Genomic DNA, 14149 nt, shown 5'->3' with positions numbered 1-14149 from the left:
TTTTATTAGTTTTTAGAATATACCTTAAATTCTCTACAGGTGTTACATTGTAAAGTCTCTACATAGACAATGACGTAGGCGTAGCCCGTCGTAGACACTAGTAGTCTGCCAACCCAAAATGCTGGGTGAGGGCTGGGGAAAGGGGAAAGGAAAAAGGTGAAAGGGTAAGGGATTTAAAACCTTTCCCCCCGCCCCTTATCCCCAGAGGGGGCCCCACCTTCCCCCTTACCCTTTACCCCGCCAAGTGAACTTGGCGAACTACTAGCTGCGTTTTTTCGCTGCTAGCAACAAATGAAAGAGAGTGCATTTTTCAAAGGAGGGCTAAAAGCTTTGCCATATAAGGCTTCTAAAATGTGCAAGTTAGGAGCAAAAAAATAGCTAATCTGAACATTTTTTCATAACAAGTAAATATCCTTGCCACAAATCTTGTACGATATTATGGGTTCTTGGCAACTTTTGGTGATCTAGGTTGGGGGAAGGCAGAGGGCAGAAGGCAGAAGGAAGAAGAAAGAAAGATATAATCGAGATACTTCAAACTTCACTCCATCAAACATTTGAGGAATAAGCCTCAGCAAGTTCTATGTCGGTGCTAACTCACCTATTACCAGATTCAACCAATCTGAAACTTGAGAATTGCCTTCTTGACAAAATAAAAACTCAGATAAATTTGATTGTTTCCGCAATCAGTAGAGTAGTTAACTGTCCAGTTTGTAATCAACCAACTCACTTTCATTCATAGTCGCTATGAACGCTTATTAGCAGACTTACCTTGGGCTGATTACAGCATTACCTTACAGTTACGGGTTTTGAAGTCAGCTATTGAACTAGCTCAACAGTTTGCATTCCTTGTGCGTCAACGCCTACCTGAGCAGCTCGATGCTTGGTTCAACAACTACTTATTCCTTTCTTTCTTCTGCCTTCTGCCCTCTGCCTTCTGGCTTCCCCCAGCCTAGATCACCAAAAGTTGCCAAGAACCTAAATTGCTCCAGATCGTGATATTGCCCTTTGAAGAAGCCATTCTGTTTCTTTACACCCTGACTGTGAAAACCTAACTTTTCTAGCAGCTTTTTAGAAGCGATATTTTCCAGCATGACTTGGGCAACAACGAAACGCAAATCCATTTTTTGAAACCCAAATTGCAAGATAGTACTCACTGCCTCCGTCATAATGCCTTGCCTCCAAAAAGTACTAGCAAGCTCATAACCGACTTCAGCTGAGTGTTCTTGTGGGTTTACCCGGAACCCACAAGAACCAATCAAAATGTTGTTTTGCTTATGGACAATTCCCCAGCGAATAGCATCTCCTTGCTCAAACCGCTTGGCTCTACGTTCAATTACAGCGATCGCTTCTTTAATAGAAGTGAAGGTATCCAGATCGTGAAACTTAGTCACACCTGGATCGGAGAATACAGCAAAGATAGCCTCAGCATCCTGTAACGTTGTCTCACGAAGAAGGAGCCTTTCTGTTTCTAATTCAGGAAAGGAAGATAGTGAGAAATTGTTGCTCATAATTGCTCCTTTAGAGCTTACTTAGCGATCGCCACAGTATAGCCGTAGTCACATAGGTTAGGACAGTGTTGATTGCTCAAAGGCTTGAAAGACCGGGTTCTTACTCAGCACTCAGCACTCAGCACTCAGCACTCAGCACTCAGCACTTTGCTATAACAAGACAATTTCATTAGGCTCAAGGTTGAATAGTCTTTGCCGACTGGTTAAATAACAAATCTCGTGACTTATCTGGATCGAGCGGCTGAGTTTGCAATGCTTCTGCTTTCTCGTAGGCGCGAATTGTTGCCGGACGGGCTTTAATTGTCTCAAACCACCGTTTGAGATGAGGAAAATCTTCTAGGTTTTGACTTTGGCGCTCATGGGGCACAATCCAGGGATAGGCAGCAATATCGGCAATAGAATAATCGCCAGCCACAAATTCTCTATCTGCTAGTTGCTTATTCAGCACTCCATATAAGCGTCCCGTCTCATTCACGTAGCGGTTAATGGCATATTCAATCTTTTCAGGAGCATAGGCGCTAAAGTGATGATTTTGTCCCGCCATTGGCCCCAGTCCTCCCATTTGCCAGAACAACCATTCTAAAACTTGAGTGCGATCGCGTAAATCTTGGGGGATTAATTTCCCAGTTTTTTCTGCTAAATACAGCAAGATTGCACCAGACTCAAATACCGAAATCGGCGCACCTCCACCTGCTGGTTCGCGGTCAACGATCGCGGGGATGCGATTGTTAGGAGAAATATTCAGAAATTCGGGCTTAAATTGATCTCCAGCCCCAATATTTACAGGAATTATGGTATATGGTAATTCGGCTTCTTCCAAGAAAATTGTGATTTTATGACCGTTTGGAGTTGTCCAATAATAAAGATCGATCATGATTATCTTCCCTAAAATTGTGCGAGTGTTTTTTAAGCCAATAGTGCGGACAGCTTTTTCGGATTTCTCACAAAATCTGAAAAGAAGAGGGCGAAAGCTGCAAAAATGTATATACAGTAGGTATTTTAGCACTTTATACCCAAAAGTATTGTCCTAGAGTTAAGATGGAAAATCGTTTTCAGAATGGAGCTATAGCCCCATACTGGACTATTTTGCTGGGCTATTAATGATTTTGCATTGCAAAAAAAAGACGTAATGCTTAAAAAAAATTAACTAGTTCATCTGTAGGGACGATGACGCTTTTCGAGAAGTTGGTGAAGTTGTATTGTCACCCCAAAACCTAGATTCCAAATACTTAGAGAGTAACTTATGAGCGAAAAAACAGTAAGCGTGATTGAAGGAAACTTATTGCCAAAAGGAGATTATGTTTCGTCAGGATTTTCCACCATTCAGGCAGATTCATATTTTCCCAATATAACTTTAGGAAATAAATATGATTCTTTTTGGCTTTACTTGCGGCGGGATATTACTCATAACTGGTATGTGGATAAGCGACGGCAAAAGGTAGGTTTTGTAAGCAGAGATGAAGCTCATATTCTATACAATACAGCCTTAAAATTTCGAGGAAAAAAAGCTTTAGAAATAGGTTGCTGGATGGGTTGGTCAGCTTGTCATCTGGCTTTAGGAGGAGTAGAGCTAGATGTAATCGATCCGATGCTATCTGAACAATTATTTAATGAAAGCGTTACAGAGTCACTAAAGTCAGCAGGCGTTAAGGAATCTGTAAATCTCATACCAGGATGTAGCCCTGAAAAAGTAAAAGAAATAGCAAATAAATTTCAACGTAAATGGTCATTGATATTTATAGATGGTAATCACGAGGCATCGGCTCCGCTCAATGATGCAATTATTTGCGAACAACTTGCAGAAGCAGATGCTTTAGTTTTATTTCACGATTTGGCTTCTCCTGATGTAGGTCAAGGCTTGGACTATTTTAAAGAGAAAGGGTGGAACACAATGGTGTATCAAACTATGCAAATTATGGGAGTTGCATGGCGGGGGAATGTTGAGCCTGTAATACATCAGCCAGATCCTAATATTAACTGGCGCTTACCTCCACATTTACAAGGTTATTCTGTAAGTGGTTCAGTTCAAACTGCGGCGGAAGATAAAATTGCAGAAATTCTCAGAGCAGTTAGACCATTTACTTTATTGAGTGAAAGAAAGTTATTCTCGCTTTATAGTCAGGCAAAACAAATATATTGTTATCTTTTTTGGCTGCCAAAAATGTTACTACTAGCGATCGCTAGAATCAAACCTATCAAGCACAACTAGCTTTAATAATTGCAATATTCGTCTATCTACTGCAAATCAGCCATCATAGCCAGTCGCTAGTGATGGCTTTCTCTGGATGAAACATAGAGTTTCAATTCATCATGCCCCTGTAGCTCGTCTTGATAGAACAATTTTATTGCTTGGTAGTCCAAAAGTGCATGAGTCATTTTTGAACTGACGATCATTTCATGAAAATCGGAACGATCGATGGCAATAACTTTGATCGCTGCGTTATGTGCCGCACGTACAGTTGCTTTGCGCGTGGTTTCGTGCAGTAATCCTATTTCACCAAAATAGTTATTAGGCCCCAAGGTGTTTAATAATTTTGATTCCGAACCTGAAAACTCTTGAATGATTTCTACCTCCCCTTCAATCAAGATATAGAATCTATCAGCCACATCACCCTGGCGGATAACAATTTCGCCAGGCTGGAAGGTCAACATTTTTAGCCTGGGAATCAATTGAATTAATTGCTTATCCGTTAAAGTTGGTAAAGCAACAGATAGCTGACCCTCATAATCTACATCAAGTTTGCCATCTTCCATACGCACGATGCGATCGCTAGCCCCAAAGATCCGACTGTCATGGGTAACAATCAAAACCGCACTTCCTTGTTCTTTCGCCAGTGTCGTCATTAGTTCGGTGACTTCTTGTCCTGTTTGCCGATCTAAAGCGGATGTAGGCTCGTCCGCCAGAAGTAATCGAGGACGGTGAACGAGGGCGCGGGCGATCGCCACACGTTGTTTTTGCCCGCCAGAGAGATCCCTGGGGTAAGCATTCAAGTGCTGCCCTAGCCCCACTGCTTTCAAGATATCCGTACTTTGGCTTCTTGCTTCTTGAGGCCTGAAATCATCCTGTAATTCCAGCGAAACCATCACATTCTGCTGGACAGTCATAAAATCCAGTAAGTTAAAATGCTGAAAAACATAGCCGATTCCGCGCCGTATTTGCATTCGCTGGATTTCGTTGGCTCCCTTCAATTCACGATCCAAGACTTTGAGACTACCCTCTTGAACAGAACGCATACAGCCAATTAGAGATAGTAGCGTTGTTTTCCCAGAACCAGATGCTCCAGTTAAAATAACGACTTCTTTTGGGTGAATATCCAGATCGATTCCAAATAAGATTTGTCTTTGACTTCTGCCTTCCCGGTAATAATGATTCAGCCTTTTAATGGCTATAACCTGATTCATAAACCTATAAAATTAAGGAATTAAATTTACTTAAAAACATCCACTGGATCTGCATCTTTAACCTTTAGTAAGGAAAGCCCTGCTGATATTATGCAAATCATGCAGACTAATCCTAAAACAAATAATCCTGATTCTACAGTCATTTGGATAAATATTTTTGTAGTTTTAACTAGATAATCATAAGCCAAGCATGATATTATTGCACCTGGAATATATCCGGCAATAACCAAAAATATTGCCTCTTGAAAAACTATAGAAACTAAAGAGTTGTGGTTAAGACCCAAAGCCTTTAACGTTGCATAATTGGCAAGATTATGCGTAACCTTTACATAAAGTATTTGGTATAAAATAAAAATACTAATAATGATAGCAATAATCAAAATGAACCGAAAGATAAAACCCATTGGTGAGTTGCTTTCATGAAATATTTTTTCTCTTGCGATTAATTCTGATTTAGAAAATATTTTAATGTTTGCCGGAAGATATTTTCTTAATTGCTCAACAGTTTGCTCTATATTGGTATCTGAATTAGCATCTGGTTTTAATTTAATTAAGCCAGCATCTATTTTTGTCAGGCTCCGCCCAAATAATTGGCTAAAAGTTGTTGGATTAATAATAAAGCTAGCATCATAAGCATTATTAACCCCTAACTCAAAAAGTCCAACAACTCTAAGTTCTCGCAACGCTCCATTAGCTCCTGCTAAAATTTCTGCCGATGAATTTCCTGTTTCGTTGAACTCAGTAATTATGGGACTAAATTCATTTCTGGCATTACGGTCGAATAAAGCAAATCTTTGCTTGTTTAGTTTTTCAAGATTCTCTTGAAGTCCGGGTAAATTTAGTGTTTGTATATTAGAAGGAATGCCTATAACATTCACTCTAATACGATAAAGAGACTGATTTCTGTCGTACCATTGGGTTGAAGTAATATAAAGTGGTGCGACAGATTCAACGTTCTTTAACGCTAGTGCTTGATATAAAGGTCTGGAGGAAAACGTTACTGGTTGCAATACAGTTGAAGAGAGAGAGCTAACTAAAACAATATCTGCATTAAAATTCAAAGGTAATTGCAACGCCCCTTCTAAAAAGGCATTTCTCAGCCCAAGCTGCATAAAAATGAGAAATGTAATGCAAAAAATTCCTACAATTCCCGCTATAGTTTGATTGCGTTGATATCTCAATTGCAACCAAGCAATGGGAATTTTTTGAATTTCAATTACAAAACGTCGAATCATTCTTTAAGTCCTATTGATACATCAACTTTGAGATTTGTCATTCCTGCTACAACACGGCTATTTTCCCGATTCAGGAGAATTTTTACTTCTACCACATGAGCATCCACATCTGTTGCGGCATCTGTATCTAAAACATCGCGTTTACCAATTTCTAAACCCACTTGAGATACTTTTCCAAAGAGCGGTTTAGTGAGGCTGGGACTGGTAATCGTTGCTGTTTGGCCTAGATGTATTTTAGGGATATCTGTTTCGTAAACCTCTGCTACTACCACCATTTGCATCGTATTACCTAAACTCACGATGCCTTTCGTCCCTACCATTTCACCGGGAAAGGTTTGCACCTTAATGATTTGTCCAGCTCGGGGCGATCGCACCACACTCAAGGCTAATTCCGCCTGAGCCTGCACCACCTTTGCCTTTGCCTGTTTCACTTCTGCCTGAGACAACTGCACATCTACCGGACGAACTTCCGCCAAACTATTCAAAGAGGCACGAGCTTGACTCACCTGTCGTTGTGCCGCTTCCATCCCCAAGCGTTTGCTATCGTACTGGGAAGCCGAAACCGCTCCCTCATGGTACAAACTGCGATACCGTGACTCCTCCATCTGAGCATTTTTCAATTCCGCTTCCAAACGAGCGATCGCCGCTTGTTGAGCTTGTAAATCTCCCTGTTTCGCCCCCGCTCGTACCTGCATTAATCGCGCTTGGGCTACTCTCACTTCTTCTAGCGCCATATTCACAGTTGCCAAACGGCGAGTATAATTATCCAACACCGCAAGCACTTGCCCCGCCTTCACCCAATCTCCTTGCTGCACACGTAGCTGTTGAATGCGGGCTGATTCCGTTGAAGAAGGCGGAAACACTTGAATCACTTCTCCTTCAGGTTCCACACGCCCCAAAGCCGTCACCGTTTGCAGCACCACTGGAGTTACAATCACTGGCTGAGGTTTAACTGCTTCACTCGTCCCCATCATCCGATATGCGATCGCCCCACTAAGCGCGATCCCTCCATAAAATAATGTACTTAAAAATACGGATAATATAGTATTTTTACTGTTATCACTACGGGTAAATAAATGTGTCATAGTTCTTTCTGCTTGGAGTATAAAACTATTGTTAGATATAAGATATAAGTCAACTTCACCTTGATAAAGTAAGAGATAAAAGCATAAATTATCTGGTCAAGTTTTTATCCCTACAATATATATTGTTCCCATTTTTACTGCCAATCGCTATATACTGACTTCTGCAAGAAACTGAGTCATATCGTCTCCGCTTGATTACTTATTAAACGCAAAGAACCCCACCCCGCATTTGCTGACACAAACGCTCCCCTCCCCGCAAGCGGGGAGGGGTTGGGGGTGGGGTGTTAGGGACTTTTGCAAGAAGTCTAATATCAAGCCCAAGCCTTTATAAGGGTTTCACCTTAAGTTGACACCAATGGTTACGGGTATCTCCCCTTGAAAAACAAGCTAACCGAATGGTTTTAAGATGCCATTGTGAAGCAATTGCTAATAAATCTATAACTATATATATACTTTTCATAGCGGTGATTTGGCGATCGCTGCCCAAACTCTATGGTGAACCTGAAGAATTGGTGTAGGATATTTTGCTTCGAGTAATGTCGCCAATTCCTGGTCAAATACTTCTACCTTTTCTGGTGTCATACTGGCTCCCACGCCTGCACTCGCCCGAATTCGCCCCCGCCAAGCTTCGTGTGTATAAGATACAAATACATCATAAGAAAATGTGCGGATTTCTCGGAATCCTCCTTCGCCAATGTCTTGTAACCACAAGGGATACATACCATTCCCGCCGCCCAGATTCCACGCTGGATTATGAGCCTTAATCAGTTGTTCTGTTGCTTCAACTACATTACCTTTTAAAGGTATCCAATCAAAATGTGCGATCGCGATCAAGCCATTTTTTCTTAATATCCGAGTAATTTCCTGGACAGCACGAGGACGATCAAACCAATGCCAACATTGTCCAGCAGTGACTACATCTGCACTTGCGTCTGGTAACTCGGTATTCTCGGCGGTTGCGACTCGATAATCTACTTTCAGTTGCATAGATTCGCTTAACTGTCTCGCTTGTTCTAAAAGTGATGCTGATGGATCTATGCCAATTACATCAGCACCTCTATCGGCAAAGCCCCGTGCTAATGTTCCTGTTCCTGTGCCGAGGTCAACAATATTCTGCCCTGGTAAACCTATACCATATTCAGACAATCTATTAAATAATGAACTGGGAAAACCAGCGCGGTGTTTTGCATAATCAGTAGCAGTTGCACCAAAATCAATTTTCATACCTGCAAAACTATTCTTGTAACAATTGTCTGGGCTAAAAGTTCTCTACCCACGGGCGTAGTTCTATATCATTAAATATTTGCTCATTACTAAAGCGAATCACTGTAAATTGATTAGATTTTAACCAGTTTTCCTGATAAAATATTGAGCTTGCTGATTTGCATGAATACTACCATCTAATTCGATAATGATAATTAGTAATTTTTCGTGACAATAAAAATCAGTGATATATCTACCAATATTATGTTGTGTACAAAATTTTGTATTTAACAAACGTCTATTTCTTAAACCCTCACCCCTAGCCCCTCTCCCTCTGGGAGAGGGGAACAAGATAAATCTTGTTGATATTTATTCTCTTCTTCCTCTTTTTCTTGACTCCCTCTCCCAAAGGGAGAGGGTTGGGGTGAGGGTTTATATTCCATAATTCTGCACCTACAACAAACTCATTTGTCCCCTTATCTTTTCCCTTTTTTATCCAGACTTAGAGCGGTTGTAAGTTTTGATTAATCTTTCAGACAATGCAAATTAACAAAAAGTTGCTGCACATCTAAACTCATTTGCGATCGCAGCTTAATTGCCATACATTTTTTAGGGTGACGAACATAATGGGGGGCTGCTACCACCAGCAACGGAGGCAGCAGCCCAATAAGCAGCATTTTCACCCAGAGAAACGAGATTTGAAAAGGGTTTGGGCTTAAGTTGACACCAATGCCCTCAATCCTTACCCACTTTTAACCGTTAAGCACTTCCTCTTGATAAGTTTCAATTACACAGTCAGAAGTAGCATAGGCTACGCAGGTGAGGACGAATCCTGCGTCAATTTGCTCGTCGTCTAAGAAGTTCCGATCATGTTGGTTCACTGTACCTGAAATCAGCTTCCCGGTGCAGGTAGAGCAAGAACCAGCGCTACAGGAAGAAGGCAAGTCCAGATCGTATTCCTCGTTAGCGATCTCTAAAGCTCATCTTCTTGATGGGTTAAGATTGTACAGTCAGAAGTAGCATAGGCAACACAGGTGAGGACAAATCCATCGTTAACTTGCTCGTCATCTAAAAAGTTCTGATCGTCTTGGTTAATCGTACCTGAAATCAACTTGCCGGTGCAGCTAGAGCAAGAACCAGCCCTACAAGAGTAGGGTATGTCTATGCCTTCGTCATCGACAGCGGCATCTAAGATGTACACATCATCTTCAACATTAATTGTTTTATCGCCTTCTGGGGTCTTTAATGTGACTTTATAAGTTGCCATGTAACAATCCCTAGTTCTAATAAACTCCATATTCGATACTACGAGTTTATGTGCTGCTAGTCTAGAGTTGATTGTATTTGACTGTTCTAGATTTTCAGACGCTTAGTGGGGCTAGTTTACATATACCAGGAACTCGACAGAAAAATCACACAAGGAAAAATGCTGCGATCGCTTCAGCAAATCCCTCAAATGAACTATAATCTCTAGCCACGATCGCAACATTCATACCCAACTTTTGGGCATTAGCAGTTGTATAAGGGCCAAAACATGCAATAACACAATGTTCATAATCGCTTTGTGAGTTGACCATTGTCAAAAAGCTTTCTACTTCCGCCGTGCTACTAAAGGCAATTACATCAATAATTCCTTGACGTATCAGATTTAATTCAATACCGTAGATACTTGTGTCTAAACCCTGTGTGATATATGCAGGTACACGAGTTACTTCTATGCCCAATTGCTGCAAATCCCTAATTAAATTGGGTACAACATCAGGCTCAGGTAAACCTACAACTTCTGGAGCCGGGATCAGCACTTTTTTCTCATGAATTTGCGGAAGTTTCGCTAATTCAGCTACAATTCCGGCTGGGCTAGATTCTATTGGAATTAAATCTACCTTGCCACAAAAAGATAATAAGCTTTCTGCGTCTTTTCCTAAAGCACATAAGTGACATTTTTCAAGCGCAGAGATGGGAATATGTAAATCATTCATGCGGTGAAAAAATGCAGTGATGCCATTTCTACTTGTAAAGACAATCCAATCAAATTCGTCTATATGAGCTAAAGCGACATCTAACTGAGTATAGTTTGATAAATAGCAGGTTTCGATGGTAGGCATAAAAACAGGTAAAGCACCTTTTTTAATGATTTGTTCGGATAACCTATAAGCATAATTTCTCGGTGCTGTTACTAAAATTCTTTTGCCATAGAGAGGTAAGTTTCTAGATGGAGTCAACAGGTTGATTTCTCTTGATTCGATGTGCATTGGTTCATCTCCCATTTCATTGCTATTCCACTTTAGAACGCAATACGCTTGAAATTTTCCCTTTCACCGACCATGTACATCGCTTCAAATCTGAAAAAGAATCTAGAGATGTAGCATTACTAGGTCTCTACAAGGGTTTTAGATAACGCATATTTAATTTCACTCCTATGTCTATTCAGCAAGACCAAAAAGCTGATGTAAATCCTAGCCATTTTTCTAGGATGAATTACTCCCCATTTTTCCGATGTCATCTGTATTGAGAAAACGGCACGATCTGAATATCTAAAAACATTTGCGGAAAATCTTATGTCTTCATTACTGGCTTTGTCGAACAGTTTAGCTGATACCGTAGAACAAGCTGGAAGTGCTGTGGTTGCAGTAAATGGAGGTACTCGTGTTTCCCCAAGCGGCATTCACTGGCGTAATGGCATCATTATCACCTCTGATGAGTGCCTCCAGCGCTATGACGATATCACTATTACCTTATCAAATGGTAACACTGCACCAGTAACACTCGTCGGTCATGACTCTAGCACCGATATCGCTGTTTTTAAGCTAGAAAATGTAGAAATACCTGTGGCAAAAATTGGCGATGCCAAAACGCTCAAAGTTGGTCATTTGGTACTAGGACTGGCAAGAGGTAGCGAAGGTGACTTAAGGGCGGCTATGGGTGCAGTGAGTGTGGTTAGCGGTGCTTGGCGTAGTATGAATGGCGGGAATATTGACCAATTCATCCGCCCAGATATCACCCTTTACTCTGGCTTTGCAGGTGGGCCGCTCGTAGATGCGGCTGGTTTTGTGGTAGGCATGAATACATCGGGGCGGCGTGGTACTGCTCTGACAATTCCCACTGCTACAGTCGATCGCGTGGTTGACCAATTAGTAGCAAAAGGACGCATTTCTAAAGGATACTTGGGTGTAGGAATGCAACCTGTACGTTTACCAAAAAACCTGAAAACTGCTCTCAATTTAAGTTCGGCAACTGGGGTAATTGTTGTCAATGTTGAGCCTTCCGGGCCTGCTGACAATGCAGGTATACTGCTTGGCGATGTTTTGGTAACGTTTGATGGCGTAACTGTGGGCGATACAGGTGATGTGCTGGCGCTGCTCAATAGTAGCGATCGCATTGGTAAAGCTGTCAACGTGCAAGTTGTGCGGGGTGGAGTGTTAATTGAGTTAGCGATCGCAGTTGGCGAACGACCTACTAAGGAGGAATAATCCCAATTTGGGATGGGTTTAACTAGCTTTGTGAAGATTTATCTAAATTTTCTATTCATTTGAGCTTCTGAACTCGAAACTTTGACCTCTGAACGCGGAACTTTGACCTTTTTGCTCAAATGTTGAGCTTTTGAACACGAAACTTTGGCCTTTTTGCTCGAACATTCAAGCTTTGAACACGGAATTTTGACTTTTTTGCTCAAACGTTCAAGCTTTGAACTCGGAACTTTGACCTTTTTGCTCGAACGTTGAGCTTCTGAACTGGAAACTCCGACCTTTTTGCTCGAACGTTTGACTGATTTTACTTTGACACGCTCAAAAATTGTATAACATGGCAAACACAACATTAATTAACGTCGCTGCTGAATTGACAGAGGTAGCTGCTAAACTACGCGAGCGCACTGTTAAAGTAAAAAGTGGCTCTCTAGGAGTCGGTTCTGGTGTAATTTGGCAACCTGACGGACTAATTATCACTAATGCCCATGTGGCAACCAGCAATCGCGCAACTGTGGAATTGGCAGATGGAAGGGTATTTGATGCAGTGCGTACCCAATTCGATCCGCAGCAGGATTTAGCCGCCCTGAAAATTGTTGCCACTGATTTAACTGCTGCAACTATCGGCAATTCTGAAGCGCTACGAGTGGGTGAATTAGTCTTGGCGGTGGGTAATCCCTTTGCTGACAGTGGCGCTGTGACAACTGGAATTATCCATGCAAATAATCCACGAGCAGTTATGGCCGATTTGCGGCTATATCCTGGTAATTCTGGGGGGCCACTTGCCGATTGTCAAGGCCTTGTTGTGGGAATTAATACGATGATTGTTAATGGTTTGGCTGTGGCAGTTCCCAGCAACACCGTTGAGCGTTTTTTACAGGGAAATAGTCGTCCGCAACTGGGAGTTACACTGCAACCTGTGCTTTTAGGTAGGCGTAGCTTGGGTTTATTGGTGCTGTCAATTCTACCTGACAGTGCGGCAGAAAATGCTGGTATACAAATCGGCGATGTTTTAATTGGAGTTTCGGGGCGATTATTCACTAGCATAAATGACTTAACCAAATATCTCCATGAAAGTAAAGGATCTGTGCCGCTACAACTCCTACGCGGTAGACAGCAATTCGTGATTTATGTTGCCGTGCAGTCCGATAAAACTGCTGTGGAGGCGACATGATCCGAGTGATGGTGGTTGCTACTTCCCCTGTGGTGCGGGCAGGGTTATCAGCTGTGGTGACTACCAATCCTCGGTTGACGGTTGTGGGGAGTGCATCCGATTTAGATGTATTGGCGAGTGAAGTTGGGCAATTACAGCCGGATGTGGTGCTGGTAGATTTGAGCGGTAATTTTCAACAATCGGTATGGGAAAAATTGCTGGTTATTCAAGAACAGCAATATCCATTAGGAACGATTGTCATTGTTGAAGAACTTGACAGCATCGACTTAGAGACAGCGTTACGTTCTGGTATCCGGGGAATATTGCCCAGTACTAGTACAGAGTCAGAAATTGTTGCGGCTGTGGAAGCGATCGCTTTTGGTTTGCTGGTGCTGCACCCGGATGCTGTAGAATTACTGTCTATCCGCGAAAAAGTAGTAACAAATCCCGTACAAACCTTGACACCACGGGAGATAGAGGTTTTAGGAATGCTTGGATCGGGGTTGGGAAATAAAGCGATCGCAAAACGTTTGCATATTTCTGAGCATACCGTCAAATTTCATCTCTCATCCATTTTTCAAAAGCTCAGTGTCTCCAGCCGCACTGAAGCTGTTGCTGTGGGTGTGCGGCTGGGTTTGATTATGCTTTGATCGATAGACTTCTTGGCATTGGGGGAAAAGGGTAAGGGGTAAAGGGGAATGGTACAGAAAAGATACAGCCCATGCTCTGACTCGTTCTGACTGGTTCCCTGCCTTTAGGCAGGGAATCCATTCTGGGAGGCTCCGCCTCCAGTAGCTTGACAAGAGGCAGAAGCCCACTTTAAATACATTCTCAAGCCTCTAGGCTGGGAACAAGACGACACAAGCCTTTGGGCTTTACAAGCGTGTCATTCGGGTGCATGTTAAAGGTATGGAATTTTCCCTTACCCATTAACATGCACCTCAATATCTTGTAAAAATAACTTTTGCAAGATGTCTATTAAAAATATGAGATCGTTATCAATACAGAATACAAGAAGGGTATTCTGACCGAAAAAGCAGATATCCCTCTTCTGTCACTTTCCTAGTATTCTGAATAAAAGGATTAAAAGAAAAAACTC

The 14149-nt window shown here is 41.9% G+C and carries 14 protein-coding genes and 1 pseudogene; 4 read left to right on the top strand and 11 right to left on the bottom strand.

The genetic code is table 11. The features are described 5' to 3' along the window. Positions 1-896 precede the first annotated feature (896 nt). Entirely contained in the window at positions 897-1508 is a 612-nt protein-coding gene (locus RMY27_RS32345) for a GNAT family N-acetyltransferase (RefSeq protein ID WP_322668907.1), read from the bottom strand. 175 nt (positions 1509-1683) lie between these two features. Then, positions 1684-2382 (bottom strand): glutathione binding-like protein, encoded by a 699-nt coding sequence (locus tag RMY27_RS32340; protein WP_322668906.1) that lies wholly within the window; start codon positions 2380-2382, stop codon positions 1684-1686. Positions 2383-2751: 369 nt separating this feature from the next. On the opposite strand from RMY27_RS32340, the gene RMY27_RS32335 reads away from it, so the two are divergent. Beyond that, the gene (locus tag RMY27_RS32335; protein WP_322668905.1) at positions 2752-3717 is read left to right on the top strand and encodes a class I SAM-dependent methyltransferase; all 966 of its coding nucleotides are present in this window, start codon (positions 2752-2754) and stop codon (positions 3715-3717) included. Positions 3718-3773: 56 nt separating this feature from the next. Here the strand turns inward: RMY27_RS32335 and RMY27_RS32330 are convergent, their stop codons facing one another. The 9 genes and pseudogenes from RMY27_RS32330 to RMY27_RS32295 all read right to left on the bottom strand — a co-directional run bounded on the left by RMY27_RS32330 (position 3774) and on the right by RMY27_RS32295 (position 10700). Beyond that, positions 3774-4910 carry an ATP-binding cassette domain-containing protein gene (locus RMY27_RS32330; protein ID WP_322668904.1) on the bottom strand — a complete coding sequence of 379 codons (1137 nt, stop codon included), beginning with the start codon at positions 4908-4910 and terminating at the stop codon, positions 3774-3776. 26 nt (positions 4911-4936) lie between these two features. Beyond that, entirely contained in the window at positions 4937-6145 is a 1209-nt protein-coding gene (locus RMY27_RS32325; RefSeq protein ID WP_322668903.1) for an FtsX-like permease family protein, read from the bottom strand. Beyond that, positions 6142-7230, bottom strand: coding sequence for an ABC exporter membrane fusion protein (locus RMY27_RS32320; protein ID WP_322668902.1), 1089 nt, complete (start codon positions 7228-7230; stop codon positions 6142-6144). The genes RMY27_RS32325 and RMY27_RS32320 overlap by 4 nt, the downstream gene beginning before the upstream one ends. 456 nt (positions 7231-7686) lie before the next feature. Next, complete coding sequence (locus tag RMY27_RS32315; RefSeq protein ID WP_322668901.1) at positions 7687-8454, bottom strand: class I SAM-dependent methyltransferase; 768 nt, start codon at positions 8452-8454, stop codon at positions 7687-7689. A 120-nt stretch (positions 8455-8574) separates the two neighbouring features. Next, positions 8575-8727, bottom strand: coding sequence for a DUF559 domain-containing protein (locus RMY27_RS35670; RefSeq protein ID WP_416212385.1), 153 nt, complete (start codon positions 8725-8727; stop codon positions 8575-8577). Positions 8728-8957: 230 nt separating this feature from the next. After that, positions 8958-9110: a hypothetical protein gene (locus RMY27_RS32310; RefSeq protein WP_322668900.1), complete on the bottom strand. Its 153-nt coding sequence runs from the start codon at positions 9108-9110 to the stop codon at positions 8958-8960. 75 nt (positions 9111-9185) lie between these two features. Beyond that, positions 9186-9401: pseudogene (locus tag RMY27_RS32305) on the bottom strand (2Fe-2S iron-sulfur cluster-binding protein); the annotation flags it as partial. A gap of 5 nt (positions 9402-9406) precedes the next feature. Next, complete coding sequence (locus RMY27_RS32300) at positions 9407-9700, bottom strand: 2Fe-2S iron-sulfur cluster-binding protein (protein WP_322668918.1); 294 nt, start codon at positions 9698-9700, stop codon at positions 9407-9409. 145 nt (positions 9701-9845) lie between these two features. Next, positions 9846-10700: a uroporphyrinogen-III synthase gene (locus tag RMY27_RS32295; protein WP_322668899.1), complete on the bottom strand. Its 855-nt coding sequence runs from the start codon at positions 10698-10700 to the stop codon at positions 9846-9848. 291 nt (positions 10701-10991) lie between these two features. Between RMY27_RS32295 and RMY27_RS32290 the strand changes: the two genes are divergently transcribed. The 3 genes from RMY27_RS32290 to RMY27_RS32280 all read left to right on the top strand — a co-directional run bounded on the left by RMY27_RS32290 (position 10992) and on the right by RMY27_RS32280 (position 13700). After that, a complete protein-coding gene (locus tag RMY27_RS32290; protein WP_322668898.1) occupies positions 10992-11903 on the top strand; it encodes a S1C family serine protease in 912 nt (303 codons plus the stop codon). 331 nt (positions 11904-12234) lie between these two features. After that, positions 12235-13071 carry a S1C family serine protease gene (locus RMY27_RS32285; protein WP_322668897.1) on the top strand — a complete coding sequence of 279 codons (837 nt, stop codon included), beginning with the start codon at positions 12235-12237 and terminating at the stop codon, positions 13069-13071. Next, positions 13068-13700, top strand: a complete 633-nt coding sequence (locus RMY27_RS32280) for a response regulator transcription factor (protein WP_322668896.1) — start codon at positions 13068-13070, stop codon at positions 13698-13700. Before RMY27_RS32285 ends, RMY27_RS32280 begins: the two co-directional genes overlap by 4 nt. Positions 13701-14149: the final 449 nt, after the last annotated feature.

Source organism: Nostoc sp. DedQUE09, assembly GCF_034530915.1.
Classification (GTDB): Bacteria; Cyanobacteriota; Cyanobacteriia; order Cyanobacteriales; family Nostocaceae; genus Nostoc.
This window is presented reverse-complemented; position numbering and strand designations above follow the sequence as displayed.

Excerpts from the sequence above, each read along its gene's own strand:
- RMY27_RS32345 (WP_322668907.1), bottom strand. The coding sequence starts at position 1,508 with ATGAGCAACAATTTCTCACTATCTTCCTTTCCTGAATTAGAAACAGAA.
- RMY27_RS32340 (WP_322668906.1), bottom strand. The coding sequence starts at position 2,382 with ATGATCGATCTTTATTATTGGACAACTCCAAACGGTCATAAAATCACA.
- RMY27_RS32335 (WP_322668905.1), top strand. The coding sequence starts at position 2,752 with ATGAGCGAAAAAACAGTAAGCGTGATTGAAGGAAACTTATTGCCAAAA.
- RMY27_RS32330 (WP_322668904.1), bottom strand. The coding sequence starts at position 4,910 with ATGAATCAGGTTATAGCCATTAAAAGGCTGAATCATTATTACCGGGAA.
- RMY27_RS32325 (WP_322668903.1), bottom strand. The coding sequence starts at position 6,145 with ATGATTCGACGTTTTGTAATTGAAATTCAAAAAATTCCCATTGCTTGG.
- RMY27_RS32320 (WP_322668902.1), bottom strand. The coding sequence starts at position 7,230 with ATGACACATTTATTTACCCGTAGTGATAACAGTAAAAATACTATATTA.
- RMY27_RS32315 (WP_322668901.1), bottom strand. The coding sequence starts at position 8,454 with ATGAAAATTGATTTTGGTGCAACTGCTACTGATTATGCAAAACACCGC.
- RMY27_RS32310 (WP_322668900.1), bottom strand. The coding sequence starts at position 9,110 with ATGCTGCTTATTGGGCTGCTGCCTCCGTTGCTGGTGGTAGCAGCCCCC.
- RMY27_RS32300 (WP_322668918.1), bottom strand. The coding sequence starts at position 9,700 with ATGGCAACTTATAAAGTCACATTAAAGACCCCAGAAGGCGATAAAACA.
- RMY27_RS32295 (WP_322668899.1), bottom strand. The coding sequence starts at position 10,700 with ATGGGAGATGAACCAATGCACATCGAATCAAGAGAAATCAACCTGTTG.
- RMY27_RS32290 (WP_322668898.1), top strand. The coding sequence starts at position 10,992 with ATGTCTTCATTACTGGCTTTGTCGAACAGTTTAGCTGATACCGTAGAA.
- RMY27_RS32285 (WP_322668897.1), top strand. The coding sequence starts at position 12,235 with ATGGCAAACACAACATTAATTAACGTCGCTGCTGAATTGACAGAGGTA.
- RMY27_RS32280 (WP_322668896.1), top strand. The coding sequence starts at position 13,068 with ATGATCCGAGTGATGGTGGTTGCTACTTCCCCTGTGGTGCGGGCAGGG.